The sequence below is a fragment of the Stenotrophomonas maltophilia genome, assembly GCF_013464915.1.
Lineage (GTDB): Bacteria > Pseudomonadota > Gammaproteobacteria > Xanthomonadales > Xanthomonadaceae > Stenotrophomonas > Stenotrophomonas maltophilia_AT.
Window position 1 is genome coordinate 80,271 of record NZ_RAVT01000023.1, and the last position, 20,417, is coordinate 100,687.

General features: G+C 67.3%; 16 protein-coding genes. 6 read left to right on the forward strand and 10 right to left on the reverse strand.

Translation table 11 applies throughout. From position 1 onward, the window contains the following. Nucleotides 1-106 precede the first annotated feature (106 nt). The gene (locus tag D7T59_RS08350; protein ID WP_049457836.1) at nucleotides 107-643 is read left to right on the forward strand and encodes an adenine phosphoribosyltransferase; all 537 of its coding nucleotides are present in this window, start codon (nucleotides 107-109) and stop codon (nucleotides 641-643) included. A gap of 139 nt (nucleotides 644-782) precedes the next feature. Here the strand turns inward: D7T59_RS08350 and dbpA are convergent, their stop codons facing one another. Both dbpA and D7T59_RS08360 read right to left on the reverse strand, forming a co-directional pair. Next, entirely contained in the window at nucleotides 783-2,159 is a 1,377-nt protein-coding gene (gene dbpA / locus D7T59_RS08355) for an ATP-dependent RNA helicase DbpA (protein WP_049448316.1), read from the reverse strand. A gap of 154 nt (nucleotides 2,160-2,313) precedes the next feature. Further along, nucleotides 2,314-3,393: a YeiH family protein gene (locus D7T59_RS08360; RefSeq protein ID WP_180851968.1), complete on the reverse strand. Its 1,080-nt coding sequence runs from the start codon at nucleotides 3,391-3,393 to the stop codon at nucleotides 2,314-2,316. A 101-nt stretch (nucleotides 3,394-3,494) separates the two neighbouring features. Between D7T59_RS08360 and D7T59_RS08365 the strand changes: the two genes are divergently transcribed. Together D7T59_RS08365 and D7T59_RS08370 are read left to right on the forward strand one after the other, a co-directional pair. Continuing rightward, a complete protein-coding gene (locus tag D7T59_RS08365; protein ID WP_180851966.1) occupies nucleotides 3,495-4,370 on the forward strand; it encodes a LysR family transcriptional regulator in 876 nt (291 codons plus the stop codon). Between the two features lie 391 nt (nucleotides 4,371-4,761). Further along, a complete protein-coding gene (locus D7T59_RS08370; protein ID WP_180851964.1) occupies nucleotides 4,762-6,642 on the forward strand; it encodes an ATP-binding cassette domain-containing protein in 1,881 nt (626 codons plus the stop codon). A 233-nt stretch (nucleotides 6,643-6,875) separates the two neighbouring features. Here D7T59_RS08370 and D7T59_RS08375 read toward each other — a convergent pair whose 3' ends face one another. Then, on the reverse strand, nucleotides 6,876-7,337 hold the full coding sequence (locus D7T59_RS08375; RefSeq protein ID WP_180851962.1) for a c-type cytochrome: 462 nt from the start codon (nucleotides 7,335-7,337) through the stop codon (nucleotides 6,876-6,878). A gap of 9 nt (nucleotides 7,338-7,346) precedes the next feature. Continuing rightward, complete coding sequence (locus D7T59_RS08380) at nucleotides 7,347-7,736, reverse strand: c-type cytochrome (protein ID WP_180851960.1); 390 nt, start codon at nucleotides 7,734-7,736, stop codon at nucleotides 7,347-7,349. A 205-nt stretch (nucleotides 7,737-7,941) separates the two neighbouring features. Between D7T59_RS08380 and D7T59_RS08385 the strand changes: the two genes are divergently transcribed. From D7T59_RS08385 to D7T59_RS08395, 3 genes are read left to right on the forward strand one after another with little or no spacing between them, the layout of a single operon-like run. Next, nucleotides 7,942-9,093 (forward strand): efflux RND transporter periplasmic adaptor subunit, encoded by a 1,152-nt coding sequence (locus tag D7T59_RS08385; protein WP_180851958.1) that lies wholly within the window; start codon nucleotides 7,942-7,944, stop codon nucleotides 9,091-9,093. Beyond that, complete coding sequence (locus D7T59_RS08390) at nucleotides 9,090-12,611, forward strand: efflux RND transporter permease subunit (protein WP_180851956.1); 3,522 nt, start codon at nucleotides 9,090-9,092, stop codon at nucleotides 12,609-12,611. The genes D7T59_RS08385 and D7T59_RS08390 overlap by 4 nt, the downstream gene beginning before the upstream one ends. Further along, entirely contained in the window at nucleotides 12,608-15,694 is a 3,087-nt protein-coding gene (locus tag D7T59_RS08395; RefSeq protein ID WP_180851954.1) for an efflux RND transporter permease subunit, read from the forward strand. Before D7T59_RS08390 ends, D7T59_RS08395 begins: the two co-directional genes overlap by 4 nt. A gap of 125 nt (nucleotides 15,695-15,819) precedes the next feature. On the opposite strand, the gene D7T59_RS08400 is transcribed toward D7T59_RS08395, so the two are convergent. The 6 genes from D7T59_RS08400 to ykgO form a co-directional block, all read right to left on the reverse strand. Beyond that, nucleotides 15,820-17,040, reverse strand: coding sequence for a TraB/GumN family protein (locus tag D7T59_RS08400; RefSeq protein ID WP_126560901.1), 1,221 nt, complete (start codon nucleotides 17,038-17,040; stop codon nucleotides 15,820-15,822). A gap of 4 nt (nucleotides 17,041-17,044) precedes the next feature. Beyond that, a complete protein-coding gene (locus D7T59_RS08405; RefSeq protein ID WP_164138599.1) occupies nucleotides 17,045-17,575 on the reverse strand; it encodes a GNAT family N-acetyltransferase in 531 nt (176 codons plus the stop codon). 13 nt (nucleotides 17,576-17,588) lie between these two features. Next, entirely contained in the window at nucleotides 17,589-18,476 is an 888-nt protein-coding gene (locus D7T59_RS08410; RefSeq protein WP_164138597.1) for a carbon-nitrogen hydrolase, read from the reverse strand. 158 nt (nucleotides 18,477-18,634) lie between these two features. After that, nucleotides 18,635-19,672 (reverse strand): agmatine deiminase family protein, encoded by a 1,038-nt coding sequence (locus D7T59_RS08415; RefSeq protein ID WP_180853500.1) that lies wholly within the window; start codon nucleotides 19,670-19,672, stop codon nucleotides 18,635-18,637. 39 nt (nucleotides 19,673-19,711) lie between these two features. Continuing rightward, entirely contained in the window at nucleotides 19,712-20,041 is a 330-nt protein-coding gene (locus D7T59_RS08420; RefSeq protein WP_180853499.1) for a hypothetical protein, read from the reverse strand. 146 nt (nucleotides 20,042-20,187) lie between these two features. After that, entirely contained in the window at nucleotides 20,188-20,313 is a 126-nt protein-coding gene (ykgO, locus tag D7T59_RS08425) for a type B 50S ribosomal protein L36 (RefSeq protein ID WP_005409283.1), read from the reverse strand. Nucleotides 20,314-20,417 lie beyond the last annotated feature (104 nt).

Consider the following 20,417-nt stretch of genomic DNA (forward strand, 5'->3'; position numbering starts at 1 on the left):
GCTTGAAGCCTCTGCAGGTGCCGGGCGCAGCCCGGCCGAACACCCCCAACAGGCAGGCGGCGCCCGGAACAGGTACCCTATGCCGCCATCAGATAGCCAACGTGACATGACCGACGCCCTCGTCGCTCCGCAGTGGGCCTCCCGCCTGCGCGACATCGCCGACTTCCCCAAGCCCGGCATCCTCTTCAAGGACATCATGCCGCTGCTCGCCCACGGCGAGGACTTCCGCGGCGCGATCACCGCGATGGCCGACCGTTGGCGCGACCAGAAGCTGGACGCCGTGGTGGGCATCGAATCGCGTGGCTTCATCCTCGGCGCCGCGATGGCGCTGGAACTGGGCGTGGGCTTCGTGCCGGTGCGCAAGCCGGGCAAGCTGCCGGGCCAGGTGCTGCGCGAGGAATACACGCTGGAATACCGCAGCGACTGCATCGAAGTGCACGCCGATGCGCTGCCGGCCGGCGCGCGCGTGGCGATCATCGATGACGTGCTGGCCACCGGCGGTACGCTGGTTGCGGCGCTGTCGCTGGTGCGCCGCCTGGGCGTTGACGTGGTCGGTGCCGGTGTACTGGTCGAGCTGGACGGCCTTGGCGGCCGTGCGCGCTGGGAAGCGGACCTGCCGCTGCACACCGAACTGGTGTTCTGATCAGGCGGGCATCTGCGAACCGGTAGTTGCCAACCTTGGTTGGCATCGCCTTTCGCGACTGGCGCCATGGACGGGCCAACCAAGGTTGGCCACTGCCAGGTCAGATCGTTGCCAACCCTGGTTGGCAACGCTGCTTCAATCACATCATCCGCACGCGGAAGCGACGGCCCTTGATCTTGCCGGCTTCCAGCTTGGCCACGGCCTTGTTGGCCTGCTCACGCGCGATCGCCACGTAGGAGCGGGTCGGGAAGATCGCAATCTTGCCGATGAACTTGCTCGACAGGCCGGCATCACCGGTCAGCGCACCGAGGATGTCGCCCGGGCGCAGCTTGTCGGTCTTGCCGCCGTCGATGCGCAGGGTGCGCATCGCCGCCTGCGGCAGCTCGGCCGGGCGCGAGGTCGCCAGCGGCGTCTTCTGCCAGTCCAGCGGCTGCCCCATCTGCGCTTCGATGGCTTCGGCACGGGTCTTCTCGCGACCGGCCACCAGGCTGATCGCAAGGCCACTGGCACCGGCACGGCCGGTACGGCCGACGCGGTGCTGGTAGCTCTCCACGTCGGTCGGCAGTTCGTAGTTGATCACCGCCGCCAGTTCTTCCACGTCCAGGCCGCGTGCGGCGACGTCGCTGGCCACCAGCACGTTGCAGCTGCGGTTGGCCAGCAGCAACAGCACTTCCTCGCGGTCGCGCTGTTCCATGTCGCCATGCAGGGCGAGGGCGGAGAAGCCGAACTGCTGCAGGGAATTCGCAACCTCGTCCACGTCCTTGCGGGTGTTGCAGAACACCACCGCCGATTCCGGCGTGTACTTCAGCAGCAGGCCGGCCAGTGCCTTCTGGCGATGCGCCGGCTCCACCTCGCAGAACAGGTGGCGGATGGCCGGGGCCTGGTCGGCGCCTTCCACGGTCACTTCCACTGCGTCGCGCAGCAGGTCACGCGCCATGGCGCGGATGCTGTCGGGGAAGGTGGCGGAGAACAGCAGGCTCTGGCGGTCCCTGTGGGTGCGGCCGGCGATCTCGCGGATCGGCTCCTCGAAGCCCATGTCGAGCATGCGGTCGGCTTCGTCCAGCACCAGCGTGCGCACCGCGCCCAGGTTCAGCGCGCGCTTGCGTGCCAGCTCCTGCACGCGGCCGGGCGTGCCGACCACCACGTGCGGGTCGTGGCCTTCCAGCGATGCCAGCTGCGGTCCCAGCGGCACACCACCGACCAGCAGCAACAGCTTCAGGTTGGGGATGCCGGTGGCCAGCTTTCGGATCTGCTTGCCGACCTGGTCGGCCAGTTCGCGGGTCGGGCACAGCACCAGCGCCTGCACGCGGATCAGGCTGGGGTCGATGGACTGCAGCAGGCCCAGGCCGAAGGCGGCGGTCTTGCCGCTGCCGGTCGGCGCCTGTGCGATCACATCGCGGCCATCGAGGATGGCCGGCAGGCTCTGCGCCTGCACGGGGGTGAGGGTGGTGTAGCCGAGGGCATCCAGGCCGGGCTGCAGGGCCGGGCTCAGCGGCAGGGTCGAGAAGTCAGTCATGGCGCATTGTACCTGTCTGCGCGGCAGCTCCCGCCTAATTGGGTGGGGTCGGATCCCTTTCCGCAGGAAAGGGCTCTGACCCCCAATTGGAGCCGCCATCCACGCATGGCGTGGATCTACTGATGGGTGCCGACCTTGATCGGCACGCCCTTGCTCAGCCCAGCACCGCCAACACGCCCTGATGAATCGCCAGGCCGCCGAACAGCAGCCACGCGAACAGGATCAACGCCAGCAGCAGCGGCTTCAGGCCCGCCTGGCGCAGCGCCGAGACGTGGGTGGTCAGGCCCAGCGCGGCCATCGCCATCGCCAGCAGCACGGTATCCAGCTGCACCAGCCCCGCCTGCAGGCCAGCCGGCAGCAGGTGCAGCGAGTTGAAACCGGCCACCGCCACGAAACCGAAGGCGAACCACGGCACCACGATGCGCGCCTTGCTGCCATCGGCGCTGGCCTTGCCGCCACGCGCCAGCCACAGCGACAGTGCGACCAGGAACGGCGCCAGCAGCATCACCCGCACCATCTTGGTGATCACCGCGGTATCGGCGGCGGCTTCGTTCACCGCGCGGCCTGCCGCCACCACCTGTGCCACTTCGTGCACCGTCGCACCGGTGAACAGACCGTACTGTCGTGCGTCCATCGCCAGCCAGCCATGCGACTGCATCAGTGCATACAGCGCGGGGTACAGGAACATCGCCAGCGTGCCGAACACCACCACTGTAGAGACGGCGACCGTGACCTGTGCCGCGCGGCCGCGCACCACCGGTTCGGCGGCCATCACTGCTGCCGCGCCGCAGATCGCGCTGCCGGCACCGATCAGCATCGCCGCCTCGCGTTCCATCCTGAACACGCGCACGCCCAGCCAGCAGGCCAGGCCGAAGGTGCTGGCGACCACCAGCACGTCCATCAGCACGCCGCTGACGCCGACGTGGCCGATGTCCTGGAAGGTCAGGCGCAAGCCGTACAGCACGATGCCGGCGCGCAGCAGCCAGTGCTTGGAGAAGCCCACGCCGGCCGCGCTGCTCGGCGCCAGCCGCGGATAGAAGGTGTTGCCGACCACGATGCCGGCGACGATGGCCACGGTCAGTGCGCTCAGGCCATGCGCCTGCAGCCAGGGAAGCTCGGCCAGATACAGCGACGCCGCCGCGATCAGGCCCACCAGCAGTAGGCCGGGCAGGCGCGGCTGCCAGCGCTGGCGCAGGGCGGGCAGGGACCAGGGGGAGAGAGCAGGGGCGTTCATGGCAGGGCTGGGCTGGAGTGATGGGGCAAGCGTGCGCCTCTGTCTCTGACCTGTAAAACGAATAATATGGGTGAAACCTACCTATCAAGCGGGTAAATGCCATGCGCCTGACCTTGCGCCAGCTGCAGGTCTTCGTCGCCATCGCCGACCATGGCAGCACCACCGCTGCCGGCCAGGCCATCGCCCTGTCGCAGTCGGCCAGCAGTGCCGCCCTGCAGGAGCTGGAGGCACACTTCGGCACCCCGCTGTTCGACCGCATCGGCCGCCGCCTGGCCCTGAACGGCCACGGCCGCGCGCTGCTGGAGCCGGCGCGCACGTTGCTGGTCAACGCCGCCGACCTGGAGCGGCAGCTGGCTGCCGGCGGCGACCCTTCGCAGGGTGCACCGCTGCGGCTGGTGCTGGCCGCCAGCACCACCATCGGCAACTACCTGCTGCCACCGCGCATCGCCGAACTGCTGCGGCAGGCGCCGCAGGCCGAAGTCGACCTGCGCATCGACAACAGTGCCGGTGTGGTCGCCGCCGTGCAGCGCCTGGATGTGGACGCTGGCCTGATCGAAGGCCCCTGCCACGAGCGCGGCCTGCAGGTCACGGCCTGGCAGCAGGATCCGCTGGTGATCGTCGGCGCCGCCGATGCTCCTGCGCGCTGGACGCTGGACGAACTGCGTCGCGCGCGCTGGCTGCTGCGCGAGCCCGGCTCGGGCACCCGCGAGGCGGTGGAACAGGCACTGCTGCCGCATCTGCGCGGTTTCGCCCAGACCCTGCAGCTGGGCAATACCGAAGCGATCAAGCAGGCCGCCATCGCCGGTCTTGGTCTGGCCTGCCTCTCCCGTCATGCCCTGGAAGAACCCTTGGCCCTCGGCCGCCTGCGCGTGCTGCAGACCCCGCTGCCTGCCCTGCAGCGCACCCTGTGGCTGGTGCGCCACCCGGGCAAGCAATGGTTGCCCGGGTTGCAGGCGTTGCTGGGGGAAGTGCAGTAGCAGGGATCGGTCTTACACTGCGCGAATTCCACGAAGGGGTCAGAGCCCGTTGCGAAGCAACGGGATCCGACCCCGACAGATCGACAGGCCTTGCAGCGCTCATCCACGCAGGGCGTGGATCTACCGTGCCGACCAAGGTCGACACCCACCAGAGCAGAATGTAGTTCCGACAGATCGCGAGAAACTGTCAGTGGTGGGGCGGTGTGGGGCTGCAGGACCGTTGGCGCCATGGATGGCGCCATCGAGCCCCCATGGATGGGTTCACGGCGTGTCCTGCAGCCCCACACCGACCCGCCTGCCACCGTAAGCCGCTTTGGCTGTTGCTGCGGCCGTTGCCTCCGCGGGTGCCGGGTGCAACCCGGCCGACGCCCCCAACCCGTACAATATCCGGATGCCTCTGATTACTCTGCAGAACGTCGACTTCAGCGTCGGCGGCCCGTTGTTGCTGGAAAAGGCCGAACTGTCGATCGAGCCGGGCGAACGCATCGCCCTGATCGGCCGCAACGGCGCCGGCAAATCCACCCTGCTCAAGCTGCTGTCCGGCGACCACAAGCCCGATGACGGCGAAGTCCGCGTGCAGCAGGGCGTGCGTGTCACCCGCCTGGAGCAGGAAGTGCCACACGGCGCCGCCGGCTCGGTGTTCGACGTCGTGGCCGACGGCCTCGGCGAACTGGGCCAGTGGCTGGCCGAATTCCACCACCTCAGCCATGCCGAGGTCTTCGACGGCGAAGCCCTCGGCAACGTGCAGGCCAAGATCGACGCCGCCAACGGCTGGGGCCTGGACCAGCGCGTCAGTGAAACCCTGACCAAGCTCGACCTGGACGGCGAGGCCGAGTTCGGCCGCCTGTCCGGCGGCATGAAGCGCCGCGTGCTGCTGGCGCGTGCGCTGGTGTCCAGCCCGGATGTGTTGCTGCTGGACGAACCGACCAACCACCTGGACATCGAAGCCATCGATTGGCTGGAAGCGTTCCTGAAGGGCTGGAGCGGCAGCGTGGTGTTCGTCACCCATGACCGTCGCTTCCTGCGTGCACTGGCCACCCGCATCGTCGAGATCGACCGCGGCCAGGTCACCAGCTGGCCGGGCGACTGGGCCAACTACGAGCGCCGCCGCGAGGAACGCCTCAACGCGCAGGCGCAGGAAAACGCGCGCTTCGACAAGCTGCTGGCGCAGGAAGAAGTCTGGATCCGCCAGGGCATCAAGGCGCGCCGTACCCGCGACGAAGGCCGCGTACGCCGCCTGAAGGCGATGCGCACCGAGCGTTCGCAGCGCCGTGATCTCAGCGGCAACGTCAAGATGGAAGCCGCACAGGGCGTCAGCTCCGGCAAGAAGGTCATCGACGTCAAGGACATTTCGTTCGCCTTCGGCGAGCGCACCATGGTCCGCGACTTCACCACCACCATCCTGCGTGGCGACCGCATCGGCCTGATCGGTCCCAACGGCAGCGGCAAGACCACGCTGCTGAAGCTGCTGCTGGGCGAACTGCAGCCGGCCAAGGGCGAGGTCAACGCCGGTACCAACCTGCAGATCGCCTATTTCGACCAGTACCGCGCGGTGCTGCGCGAAGACTGGAGCGCGATCGAGAACGTGGCCGAAGGCCGTGATTTCCTCGAGTTCAACGGCAAGCGCAAGCACGTGCATGCCTACCTGCAGGACTTCATGTTCACCCCGGAACGCGCGCGTGCGCCGATCACCCGCCTGTCCGGTGGCGAGCGCAACCGCCTGCTGCTGGCCAAGCTGTTCGCGCAGCCGTCCAACCTGCTGGTGATGGACGAACCGACCAACGACCTCGACGTAGAAACCCTGGAGCTGCTGGAAGAGCTGCTGGGCGAGTACACCGGCACCCTGCTGCTGGTCAGCCACGACCGTGATTTCATCGACAACGTGGTGACCTCCACGCTGGTGATGGAAGGCGACGGCGTGATCGGTGAGTACGTCGGTGGCTACAGCGACTGGCAGCGCTACGCGGCCAGCATCGCTGCACCTGCCGCGGCCCCGGCAGCCAAGCCGATGGCAGCTGCACCGGCCGCCACGGCTGCTGCTCCCGCAGCGCCCAAGCGCAAGCTGGCCTACAAGGAAGCGCGCGAACTGGAACTGCTGCCGAAGACCATCGAGAAGCTGGAAGGCGACGTCGAAGGGCTGACCTCGGCGATGAACGACCCGTCGTTCTACACCCGCAGCAGTGCCGAAGTGACCGCGCACACCCAGCAGCTGGCCAAGGTCCAGGCCGAGCTGGATGCCGCGTACGCGCGCTGGGAAGAGCTGGAAGGCTGAGTATCGGTCGACGCCAGCAGTGCGCCGATTGATGTAGAGCCGAGCCTACGCTCGGCTCATCGCGATCTGGTCACAAAGCAGCCGAGCATGGGCTCGGCTCTACACAGGCGAGGGCGCCACACGTGCGGATGGTTGTAGAGCCGAGCCTACGCTCGGCTCAACGGGATCTGGCCGCAAAGCAGCCGAGCGCAGGCTCGGCTCTACAGGTGCGAGGGCACGACGGTGCCCTGGACCTATTTAACCCCGTGCAGATCCCGCAGCTGGCTCGGCCGGCTGCCGAAATACGCGGCCAGATCGGCGATGTCCTGATCGCTCAGGTCCTTCGCCTGCGGCGTCATCAGCATGTGCTGGCGGTCGCCGGCGCGGTAGGCCTGCAGCGCATGTGCCAGGTAGTCGCCGTACTGCCCGCCCAGCTTGGGGTAGGTCGGATCGATCGGCGCATTGCCGTCGGCCCCGTGGCAGTCGATGCAGCTCTGGTTGGTGGCCTTGCCCTTCACCTTGGCGCGGGCTTCACCGGCGGCCTCGCGGCCTGCAGGCAGGCCGGCCGAAGAAGAAGAACCGTGTTCGCCGCTGGCATGGCCCGGGTCGGAGGCGGATTTCTCGCTGTTTTCCACCTGCGACTGCGAACAGGCGGCCAGCAGCAGGGCAACGGACAGGGCGATGGCATGACGCATCGGATGCGCGGCTTTCGACATGGGCGGGCCTTACTTGACGGTGGACAGGTAAACAGAGAGATCGGCGATCTCCTGTTCGCTGAAGCTCATCGACTGCGCCTGCATCGTTGGATGCCGGCGCTTGCCCTGGCGGTACTCGGTCAGGGCCTGGGCCAGGTACTGCTGGGTCTGGCCGCCGATCTTCGGCACCCGGTAGCTGGGGTAGGCGTTCTTGTAGCCAGTGATGCCGTGGCACCCCTGGCAGGTGTAGGCCAGCACGCGGCCATTGTCGAAGTTGCCGGTGGGCGCGGCAGGCGCCGGCGCGGCGGCAGGAGCCGGGGCCGGAGCGGGTGTGGCAGGAGCAGAAGCGGGCTGTGCGGCGGCCCCAAGGGGCAGGAGGACGGCCAGAGCGAGACAAGCGGCGAGCGGCTGCGGGCGCATGGTGTCGTTTCCGGGGATTCGGGTCTGGTCGTTCCGGCGTGGGGTACGGAACGACCCGAGTATAGCCTCAGGTTTCATCTAGCTGAAATGGGGTCGGTCCGACCGGTGGCGTGAAGGCACCATGACCTTTGGGATATGGTGTGGCCGTGAAGTGGTGCATTACTTTGCTACCACACCTGTCCACGCATCCTCCAGGGACCTGACGATGTCGCACCCAACCTTCCTGTCCGGCCGTCGCAGCGGAATCTGTGCCGCCGCGCTGCTGATCTCCACCTCCCTGCTGCTGGGCGGTTGCGCCGCAGGGCCCAATTCCGAAGCCAAGGCTGCCGAGACCAAGGAGGAGAAGAAGGTCGATGCGGTGCCGGTCGAGGTGGCGGTGGCCAGCCACCGTGCGGTCGCGGCCAGCTACACCGGAACCGCTGCGCTGGAGCCGCGCGCCGAATCGCAGGTGGTCGCCAAGACCTCCGGCGTGGCACTGGCGGTGCTGGTCGAGGAAGGCCAGCGGGTGACCGCTGGCCAGCCGCTGGTGCGCCTGGACCCGGACCGCGCACGCCTGGCCGTTGCCCAGAGCGAGGCGCAGATGCGCAAGCTGGAAAACAACTACCAGCGCGCCCAGAAACTGGTTGGCCAGCAGATGGTCAGTGCCGCCGATGTCGACCAGCTGCGCTTTGATCTGGAAAACGTCCGTGCGCAGTACCGCCTGGCCACGCTGGAGTTGTCCTACACCACGGTGGTGGCACCGATCTCCGGCGTGATCGCTTCGCGCTCGATCAAGACCGGCAACTTCGTGCAGATCAACACGCCGATCTTCCGCATTGTCGACAACTCGCGACTGGAAGCCACCCTCAACGTGCCCGAACGCGAACTGGCCACGCTGCGCGCCGGCCAGCCGGTCACGTTGGCCGCCGATGCGCTGCCGGGCCAGAGCTTCACCGGTACCGTCGATCGCATCGCGCCGGTGGTGGATTCGGGCAGCGGCACGTTTCGCGTGGTCAGCGCCTTCGATGGCGCCGCACATGCGCTGCAGCCCGGCATGTTCGGGCGCATCCGCATCGATTACGACCAGCGTGCCGATGCGCTTGTGGTGCCGCGCCTGGCGCTGCTCGACGACGGTGAGCCGGCGGTGTTCCGGGTGCGCGAAGGCAAGGTCGCACGCGTTCCGGTCAAGCTGGGTTACGCCGAAGGCCCGTGGGTGGAGATCCGTGATGGCCTGGCGGCCGGTGATCAGGTGGTCACCGCCGGCAAGGTCGCGCTGCGCGACGGTACCGCGGTGCAGGTGATCGCCGATCCGAAGGCAAAGGCGAAGACGGTCGCAACGGCCGCCAAGCCGGCAGACAAGGCCGGGAGCAAGCAATGACCGCCCCGGGCCACGACCACGGTGCCTCGCCGGCGAGCGACGGCGCCGCCGCCGGCATGCGCGGCGGCCTGGTGGAATTCGCCACCCGCCGCCGCGTGACCATCGCCATGTGCACGGTCACCCTGCTGCTGTTCGGCCTGATCGCGCTGGGCAACCTCAAGGTCAACCTGCTGCCCGACCTGAGCTACCCGACGCTGACCGTGCGCACCGAGTACACCGGTTCGGCGCCGACCGAAATCGAAACCCTGATCACCCAGCCGGTCGAAGAAGCGGTGGGCGTGGTCAAGAACCTGCGCAAGCTGAAGTCGGTCTCGCGCACCGGCCAGAGTGATGTGGTGCTGGAGTTCGCCTGGGGCACCAACATGGACCAGGCCAGCCTGGAGGTGCGCGACAAGATGGAAGCGCTGAACCTGCCACTGGAGGCCAAGGCCCCGGTGCTGCTGCGCTTCAATCCGTCCACCGAGCCGATCATGCGCCTGGTGCTGTCGAACAAGGTGGCGCCAACCAGCGATGCCGATGCGGTCCGCGAGCTGACCGGCCTGCGCCGCTATGCCGATGAAGACCTGAAGAAGAAGCTGGAGCCGGTCACCGGCGTCGCAGCGGTCAAGGTCGGCGGTGGCCTGGAAGACGAGATCCAGGTCGACATCGACCAGCAGAAGCTGGCCCAGCTGAACCTGCCGATCGACACCGTCATCAAGCGCCTGAAGGACGAGAACATCAACATCTCCGGCGGTCGCCTGGAGGAGGGTTCGCAGCGCTTCCTGGTGCGCACCGTGAACCAGTTCGCCGACCTGGAGGAAATCCGCAACCTGCTGGTCACCACCCAGGCCTCCAACGGCAGTGCCGCTGATTCGGCGTTGCAGCAGATGTTCAACATCGCCGCGTCGACCGGTTCGGCGGCCGCCATCGCGGCGGCGTCGGCGGCGCAGAGCGCGTCGTCCGGCGGTGGCTCCAGCGTGGTCGCCAACGGTGTGCCGGTGCGCCTGAAGGACGTGGCCACCGTGCGCCAGGGGTACAAGGAGCGCGAAGCGGTGATCCGCCTGGGCGGCAAGGAATCGGTGGAGCTGGCGATCTACAAGGAGGGTGACGCCAACACCGTGTCCACCGCCGAAGCGCTGCGCAAGCGCCTGGAGCAGATCAAGGGCACGTTCCCGTCCGACGTTGAGATGACCACCATCGAGGACCAGTCGCGCTTCATCGAGCACGCCATTGCCGACGTCAAGAAGGATGCGGTGATCGGCGGCCTGCTGGCGATCCTGATCATCTTCCTGTTCCTGCGTGATGGCTGGAGCACGTTCGTGATCAGCCTGTCGCTGCCGGTCTCGATCATCGCCACGTTCTTCTTCATGGGCCAGCTTGGCCTGAGCCTGAACGTGATGTCGCTGGGTGGCCTGGCCCTGGCCACCGGCCTGGTGGTGGATGATTCGATCGTGGTGCTGGAGAGCATCGCCAAGGCCCGCGAGCGCGGCCTGGGCATCCTGCAGGCCGCGATTGCCGGTACCCGCGAAGTGAGCATGGCGGTGGTCGCCTCGACCCTGACCACCATCGCCGTGTTCCTGCCGCTGGTGTTCGTCGATGGCATCGCCGGCCAGCTGTTCCGCGACCAGGCACTGACCGTGGCGATTGCCATCGCGATCTCGCTGCTGGTGTCGATGACACTGATCCCGATGCTCAGCTCGCTGAAGGGGCCGCCGCCGCTGGCGTTCCCGGAAGAGGCACCGAACGAACCGTGGCAGCCGCAGAACCGCTGGCAGAAGCCGGTGGCACTGGGCCGTCGTGGTGCAGTCGCAACCGCGCGCTGGAGCTTCTATGCGCTGGCCTGGCTGGTCGTGCGTGCGTGGCGTGGCGTGGTGGCCGTGGTCGGCCCGGTGATGCGCAGGGCCAGCGACCTGGCAATGAAGCCCTACGCCGGCGCCGAGCGCGGTTACCTGCGCCTGCTGCCGAGCGCGCTGGCCCATCCGGGCAAGGTGCTGGGCGTGGCCACGATCATCTTCGTGGCGACCATGGCGCTGGTACCGATGCTCGGTGCCGACCTGATCCCGCAGCTGGCACAGGACCGTTTCGAAATGACGGTGAAGCTGCCGGCCGGCACGCCGCTGAAGCAGACCGATGCGCTGGTGCGCGAGCTGCAGCTGGCCCACGGCAAAGGCGAGGGCGTGGCCTCGCTGTACGGCGTCAGTGGCAGCGGCACCCGCCTGGATGCCAGCCCGACCGAGAGCGGCGAGAACATCGGCAAGCTGACCGTGGTGATGGAAGGCGGTGGCAGCGCGCGTACCGAAGCGGAGATCACCGAGCGCCTGCGTGACACTATGGGCCAGCATCCGGGCGCACAGGTCGACTTCGCACGGCCGGCGTTGTTCAGCTTCTCCACGCCGCTGGAAATCGAGCTGCGCGGGCAGGACATGGCGACGCTGGAAGTGGCTGGCCAGCGCCTGGCGGCGATGCTGCGTGGCAACGCGCACTACGCCGACGTGAAGTCCACGGTGGAAGAGGGCTTCCCGGAAATCCAGATCCGCTTCGACCAGGAGCGCGCCGGTGCACTGGGCCTGACCACCCGCCAGATCGCCGATGTGGTGGTGAAGAAGGTACGCGGCGACGTAGCCACCCGCTACAGTTTCCGCGACCGCAAGATCGACGTGCTGGTGCGTGCCCAGGAGGGCGACCGTGCCAGCGTGGAGAGCATCCGCCGGTTGATCGTCAATCCGGGCAGCACCCGCCCGGTCACGCTGGACGCAGTAGCCGATGTGGTCGCCACCACCGGCCCCAGCGAGATCCATCGCGCCGACCAGACCCGGGTGGCCGTGGTCTCGGCCAACCTGCGCGATATCGATCTGGGTGCCGCCATGCGCGAAGTGCAGCAGATGGTGGCCGAACAGCCACTGGGCGCGGGCGTCGGCCTGCACATCGGCGGCCAGGGTGAGGAGCTGGCGCAGGCGGCGAAGTCGCTGATCTTCGCCTTCGGCCTGGCGATCTTCCTGGTCTACCTGGTGATGGCCTCGCAGTTCGAGTCGCTGCTGCATCCGTTCGTGATCCTGTTCACCATCCCGCTGGCGCTGGTCGGCGCGATCCTGGCGTTGATGCTGACCGGCAAGCCCATCTCGGTGGTGGTGTTCATCGGCTTGATCCTGCTGGTCGGCCTGGTCACCAAGAACGCGATCATCCTGATCGACAAGGTCAACCAGCTGCGCGAGGCCGGCGTGGCCAAGCACGAAGCACTGGTGGAAGGCGCGCGCTCGCGCCTGCGGCCGATCATCATGACCACGCTGTGCACGCTGTTCGGCTTCCTGCCGCTGGCGGTGGCGATGGGCGAGGGCGCCGAAGTACGCGCGCCGATGGCGATCACCGTAATCGGTGGCCTGCTGGTGTCGACCCTGCTGACCCTGCTGGTGATCCCGGTGGTGTACGACCTGATGGATCGCCGCGGTGATGCCTATTACCGCGAGCGCGGCCGCAAGCACGCCGGTGAGATCGAGCCCGGTGCCGCCGGCAACGCGGCGGGTACGGAGGAACCGGCATGAGTGTTGCCGAGTTCTCCATCCGCCGCCCGGTCACCACCATCATGTGTTTCGTGTCGCTGGTGGTGATCGGCCTGATCGCCTCGTTCCGGTTGCCGCTGGAGGCGCTGCCGGACATCTCCGCGCCGTTCCTGTTCGTGCAGATTCCGTACACCGGCTCCACCCCGGAGGAAGTGGAACGGACCATCATCCGTCCGGTCGAGGAATCGCTGGCGACGATGACCGGCATCAAGCGCATGCGCTCGTCGGCCACCTCCGAAGCGGCGCTGATCTTCATCGAGTTCAGCGACTGGGACCGCGACATCGCCATCGCCGCCTCCGATGCACGCGAGCGCATCGACGCGATCCGCAGCGACCTGCCCGACGACCTGCAGCGCTACAACGTGTTCAAGTGGTCCAGCAGCGACCAGCCGGTGTTGAAGGTGCGCCTGGCCAGCACCACCGACCTGACCACCGCGTACGACATGCTCGACCGCGAGTTCAAGCGGCGCATCGAGCGTATCCCCGGCGTGGCCCGTGTCGACATCACCGGCGCGCCGCCGAACGAAGTCGAGATCGCCATCGATCCGAACCGGCTCAACGCGCATGGGCTGAGCATCAATGAGCTGAGCGAGCGCCTGCGCACGCTGAACTTCTCGATCTCGGCCGGGCAGATCGACGACAACGGCCAGCGGGTGCGCGTGCAGCCGGTGGGCGAGATCACCGACCTGCAGGAAATGCGCGACCTGGTGATCAATGCCAAGGGGCTGCGCCTGGGCGACATCGCCGACGTGCGCCTGAAGCCGGCGCGGATGAACTACGGGCGCCGCCTGGACGGCAACCCGGCGGTGGGCCTGGACATCTTCAAGGAGCGCAGCGCCAACCTGGTGGAGGTGTCGCGCGCGGCGCTGGCCGAGGTTGAATCGATCCGTGCCGAAGCATCGATGCGCGACGTGCAGATCAAGGTGATCGACAACCAGGGCAAGGCGGTGACCTCCTCGCTGCTGGAGCTGGCCGAAGCCGGTGCGGTCGGCCTGATCCTGTCGATCACGGTGCTGTTCTTCTTCCTGCGCCATTGGCCGTCCACGTTGATGGTGACCCTGGCCATTCCGATCTGCTTCACCATCACCCTGGGGTTCATGTACTTCGTCGGGGTGACGCTGAACATCCTGACCATGATGGGCCTGTTGCTGGCTGTGGGCATGCTGGTCGACAACGCCGTGGTGGTGGTGGAGAGCATCTACCAGGAGCGCGAGCGCATGCCCGGGCAGCCACGGCTGGCCTCGATCATCGGCACCCGCAACGTGGCCATCGCGCTCAGTGCCGGTACGTTGTGCCACTGCATCGTGTTCGTGCCGAACCTGTTCGGCGAGACCAACAACATCAGCATCTTCATGGCGCAGATCGCGATCACCATCTCGGTCTCGCTGCTGGCCTCTTGGCTGGTCGCGGTCAGCCTGATCCCGATGCTGTCCGCGCGTATGGCCACGCCCAAGCTGGTGCACTCGCAGACCGGCCTGATCGCGCGCCTGCAGCGCCGCTACGCGCAACTGCTGGACTGGTCGCTGCACCATCGCGGCTGGAGCCTGCTCGGCATCGTGCTGGTGGTGCTGGTCAGCCTGGTGCCGATGAAGCTGACCAAGGTCGACATGTTCGGCGGGGATGGCGGCAAGGACATCTTCATCGGCTACATGTGGAAGGGCGCCTACACCTACCGGCAGATGTCCGAGGAAGTGGCGCGTGTGGAGAACTGGATAGACGCCAACCGCGAGCGCCTGCACGTGAAGCAGGTGTATTCCTGGTACAGCGAGCAGGAAGGCAGCTCGACCGTGGTCACCCTGGACGAGAAGTACGCCAAGGACATCAAGGCGCTGCAGGAAGAGCTGCGCAAGGGGCTGCCGAAGTCGGCGCGTACCGATTACTTCGTCGGCAACCAGGGCGGTGATGGCGGCGGTGGCGGCAACCAGGGCGTGCAGGTGCAGCTGGTCGGCGATTCCAGTTCGATGCTGCAGGAGATCGGCCAGGAAGTAGTGCCTCTGCTGGCCCAGCGCGCCGAGCTGCGCGACGTGCGCATCGACAACGGCGAGAAGGGCGGCGAACTGAAGGTGCGCGTCGACCGCGAGCGTGCGGCGGCGTTCGGCTTCAACGCCGAGCAGGTGGCCAGCTTCGTCGGCCTGGCGCTGCGCGGTGCACCGATGCGCGAGTTCCGCCGTGGCGACAACGAAGTGCCGGTGTGGGTGCGTTTCGCCGGCGCCGAGCAGAGCAGCCCGGAAGACCTGGCCGGTTTCAGCGTACGCACCGGCGATGGCCGCAGCGTGCCGCTGTTGAGCCTGGTCACGGTCGACGTTGGTTCTTCGGCTACCCAGATCGGCCGCACCAATCGCCAGACCACCTTGACCATCAAGGCCAACCTGGCCGAGAAGGTCACCGCGCCGGATGGCCGCAAGGCGATGGAATCGGTGCTCAAGCCGATGAACTTCCCGGCCGGCTATGGCTTCACCTTCGATGGCGGCGACTACGGCAACGACGACGAAGCGATGCAGCAGATGGTGTTCAACCTGCTGATCGCGCTGGTGATGATCTACGTGGTGATGGCGGCGGTGTTCGAGTCGCTGCTGTTCCCGGCGGCGATCATGAGTGGCGTGCTGTTCTCGATCTTCGGCGTGTTCTGGCTGTTCTGGATCACCGGCACCTCGTTCGGGATCATGTCCTTCATCGGCATCCTGGTGCTGATGGGCGTGGTGGTGAACAACGGCATCGTGATGATCGAGCACATCAACAACCTGCGGCGCGGCGGCATGGGCCGTACCCAGGCATTGGTGGAGGGTTCACGCGAGCGCCTGCGCCCGATCATGATGACCATGGGCACGGCGATCCTGGCGATGGTACCGATCTCGTTGACCAATACGCAGATGTTCGGCAACGGCCCGGAGTACGCGCCGATGGCGCGCGCGATTGCCGGCGGCCTGGCGTTCTCGACCGTGGTCAGCCTGCTGTTCCTGCCGACGATCTATGCGGTGCTCGATGACCTGCGCAATGCCGTGACGCGGCTGATCCGTCGCGCGCGCGGTGTGGAGATGGTAGAGCCGGGCGCTGCCCGGCTGTAATGCACGACAACGTGTTGTGGTGTGGGGGAGGCCGGTCGTAGTGGGGTGGCCTCCCCCTTTTTTTCCGGGCACCACCCATCACCGCATCGCGGTAGCGCCGGGCCATGCCCGGCGGGGTGTTGTAATCAACCGGCGACCTTGCCCCATACCTTGAACGTGGTCAGCCACAGGCCGAGCATGCTGCCGAGGTTGGTCAGCATGAAGGTCAATACCACGCGGGTGACGCGGTTGCGGTACCAGCCCTTCAGGCTCTGCGCATCGTCACGCAGTTTCAGGAAGTCCTCGTAGGCCGGCTTGCGCAGGCGCGCTTCCACCAGCGCCGAGAACGCACCGGTGGGGATGCTCAGGCGGAAAGGCTTGAACGGGGCCACCGCGATCGCGGTGAGGATGCTCAGCGGATGGCCGCCGGCCAGCAGGCAGCCCAGGCCCGCCAGGCCGCCGGTATACATCGCCCAGGTCGCCAGCAGTTCCGTGCCCACGCCGAGGCCACCGCGGTAGAAGCCCACGCCGATGCCGGTCGCCACGATGGCCAGGATGCCCAGCGTGAACCACGGAATGTTGCGCTTCTTCGGCACCGCTTCCAGCTCGGCACGCAGCGGCGCCGGTGCTTCGGTGTCGGTTTCCAGGTAGCGCGCCAGGCCTGCAAGGTGACCCGCACCGACAACCGCCAGCACTTCACGCTGCTGGGGGTTGTGTTCCTCGCGCAGGCGCGTGGCCATGTAGCGGTCGCGCTCGCCGATGATGGTCTCGTACAGCGCCGGGCTCTCGCTGGCGAACTCGCCGAAGCTCGACTCCAGCATGTCGCCCTGCTTGAGCTTCTCGATCTCGTTCTCGCCCACTTCCTCGGACGAGAACAGGCCGGCGCCAAGCCCGGCAACCAGCTTCAGCTTGCCGAAGAAGCCCAGCCGTTGCGAGGCACGGCGGAAGGTCAGGCCGACTTCACGGTCGATCAGGTGCACCGGCAGGTCGCGTTCGCGCGCCAGTTCCACCGCGCGCTTCAGTTCGGCGCCCGGCTCGATGTCCAGCTGTTCGGCCAGGCGGCGCTGGTAGGCGGACAGCGCCAGGTTGGCGGCGAACAGGGCAACGCGACCCTTGCGGATTACCTCGACCAGGTCAAGCTTGGCCAGCGTGTCCGGATCACTCAGCGCCTGCAGGCGCTGCGGGTCCAGCTCGACGGCCACCGCATCGAAACGGCCACTGTCGATGGCTTTCTCCACCGCCTCGACGCTGGCGCGCGAAACGTGGGCAGTGCCCAGCAGGGTGTAGCGCACGCCGTCGCGTTCAACGACGCGCACGGGCTGGCCGGCGAACAGGTCGTCGCCGGTCTCGGGAAGGGTTTCGGTCATGGGTTCATTCATTGGAAGGTGCGGTGTCGGCGCCATCGCCGAGCGCGCGCTGCATCTGCACGGTGTCCAGCCAGCGGCCGTGCTTGCGGCCGAGGCCACGGAACACGCCCACCAGCTCGAAGCCGAAGCGTTCGTGCAGCTTGATTGAAGCGGTATTGGTCGGTTCGCCGATCACCGCCACCATCTGCCGGTAGCCACGCGCCACGCAGGCGTCGATCAGCGCCTGCAGCAGGCCGGTGCCGACGCCCCTGCCCTGGAAGCCGGCATCGACGTAGACCGAGTTTTCCACGGTCCACTGGTAGGCGACGCGGGTGCGGTAGGTGTTGGCATAGGCATAGCCGGCCACCTGGCCGTCGATCTCGGCGACCAGGTAGGGGAAGCCGCGATCGATGATGTCGCGCATGCGGCGCAGCATCTCGGTCGCGTCCGGGATGTCGTACTCGTAGGTGTTGACGAAGTCGGTCACTTCCACCGCGTAGATCGCGGTGATCGCGTCGATGTCGGCCGGGCCGGCATCACGGATGAGGACGGCCATGCGCGGCTCCGGCTCAGTCGATGTAGCGCTTGAGCAGGTCACCGTACGCGTCGATGCGACGGTCGCGCAGGAACGGCCAGATGCGGCGCACGTGTTCGCTGCGCTGCAGGTCGACATCGCACAGCAGAACCGTGGCATCGGTGCCGGCTTCGGCCAGGAACTCGCCCTGCGGGCCGAGCACGTGGCTGTTGCCCCAGAACTGGATGCCCGATGCGCCCAGCGGCGAGGCTTCGTGGCCGACGCGGTTGCAGCTCAGCACCGGCAGGCCGTTGGCCACGGCATGGCCGCGGTGGCTCAGCACCCAGGCGTCGCGCTGGCGGGTCTTCTCGTCCTGCACGTCGTCCGGGTCCCAGCCGATCGCGGTCGGGTACAGCAGCAGCTCGGCACCGGCCAGCGCCATCAGGCGCGCCGCTTCCGGGTACCACTGGTCCCAGCACACCAGCACGCCAAGGCGGCCCACCGAGGTGTCGATCGGCTTGAAGCCGATGTCGCCCGGGGTGAAGTAGAACTTCTCGTAGAAGCCCGGATCGTCCGGGATGTGCATCTTGCGGTACTTGCCGAGCAGGGTGCCGTCCTTCTCGAACACCACGGCGGTGTTGTGGTACAGGCCGGCAGCGCGGCGCTCGAACAGCGAACCGACCAGTACCACGCCATGCTTCCTGGCCAGCGCGCCGAGGCGCTCGGTGCTCGGGCCCGGGATCGGCTCGGCCAGGTCGAACTCGTCCACCGACTCGTGCTGGCAGAAGTACGGACCGTTGTGCAGTTCCTGCAGCAGCACCAGTTTCGCGCCCTGCGCAGCCGCCTCGGCCACGCGTGCTTCGATCACCGCCAGGTTGGCGGCGGCATCACCGTGGTTGCGCTCCTGGATCAGGGCGACGGTAAGGGGGCTGCGCGAGTTCATGCGGGGCGTTCCTGCGGGGGAAAACCTGCATGTTAGCGCGGATGGGCGGCGACGGCGTGTCGCGCGCTGAATGGGTGCTGGTAGTGCCGGCCGCTGGCCGGCAACCCCATCAATCCATCAGGCATTGCATGGTTGCCGGCCAGCGGCCGGCACTACCGTCATGCCTTCAACAGCCCTTCCGGCAGCTGCATGGTGATGCAGTGCAGGCTGCCGTTCTGCCAGATCAGCGAGCGGCAGGGCACCTGCACGATCTCGCGGCCCGGGTGCGCCTGGGCCAGCACGTCGCGGGCCAGGTCGTCGGCCGGATCGCCATAGGCCGGCATCAGCACCGCGCCATTGACGATCAGGTAGTTGGCGTACGACGCAGCCAGGCGGCGGCCTTCGTCGATCACCGGCTGTGCCCACGGCAGCGGGAACAGGCGGTAAGGCTGCCCATCCTTGGTGCGCAGCGCGGCCAGCTCATTGCCCATCGCCTGCAGTTCGGCGTAGTGCGAGTCGTTCTCGTCGTCGCAGGCCTGGTAGACGATGCTGTCAGCCGAAGCGAAGCGGGCGAGGGTGTCGATGTGCGCGTCGGTGTCGTCGCCTTCCAGGTAGCCGTGGTCCAGCCACAGCACGCGGTCCTGCTGCAGCCAGTCGGCCAGGTCGGCGCTCAGGCTGGCGCGGTCGCGGTCCGGGTGGCGCTCGTGCAGGCACTTCCAGGTGGTCAGCAGGGTGCCTTCACCATCGGTCTCGATGCCGCCGCCTTCCAGCGCGAACGGGATGCTGCGCACCGGCGCGTCGTTGAACACGCCGGCCTGGTCCAGCACGCCCACCAGCTGGTCATCCAGGGTGGCGTCGAACTTGCCGCCCCAGCCGGTGAAGCGGAAATCCAGCAGCTGGAAGCCGCCATCGGCGCGGCGCAGGGTGATCGGGCCGGAGTCGCGCAGCCAGGTATCGTCGTAGGCGGCCGTGGTGAAGTGGACCTTGTCCATGTCGATGCGATTGGAGCGCAGCCGCATTTCGGCATAGGTCTCCACATCGTCGTCGGCCACGCAGATCAGCACCGGCTGGAAGCGGGTGATGGCCGCGACCAGGGCGATGTAGGTCTCTTCCACCTGGCCCAGGCGGTCGGCCCAGTCGGTGTCGGCGGTGGGCCAGGCAATCAGGACGCCGCTCTGGGCTTCCCACTCGGCAGGAAAACGAAGGGTCTGGTTCATGGTCTCGCTACACAGGCCCGCCCACGGCGGGTAAAGGGATCAACGGATCGGCGGTTTCGGGCCGATTTCGTTCGGGTCCGCCTGGTTGGCTACCACGTCGATCACCTTCTGCTTCTCGAAGTAGACGGTGAACTGCGGGTACACCCAGCGGTTGATGGTCGGCCATTGCCGCTTCTGCCCGCCACGCGGCTGCAGCTGTTCGCTCGGCGCGCCGAACTGCGCCTGCACCTGCTGCATGCTCTGGCCGCGCACGGGCAGGGCACCGGCCGGCTTCTCGCGGGCACGGTCGACAAGCAGGGTGTCGGCCATCGCCGGCGTGGCGACGGCCAGGGTGGCCATCACGGCCAGGGCGGACAGGTAACGCTTCATCTCGATCTACTCCCCAGTGGTCAAGAAAGGCGATTACAGCAAAAACGGCAGGAAAAAGCCGCATAAACAAAAAACCGCCCGAAGGCGGTTTCTTGCATCGGGTCGGCCCCGCGTAGGGCCAGCCGCAGCCGCGAGGGCTGTTGGGCTTAGCGCTGACGCGCCTTGAAACGCGGGTTCGACTTGCAGATGACGAAGATCTTGCCGCGACGACGGACGACCTTGCAGTCGCGGTGACGGGCCTTCGCCGACTTCAGGGAGGACAGGACTTTCATGGCATACCTCGGCGTAAACAGTAGTTGTTCGGGTGGAGCGTGGCCGCGATATGCGAAAGACAATCGGCAGTTGACGCTCGTTCAAGCCCGCCATTCTACCGGGC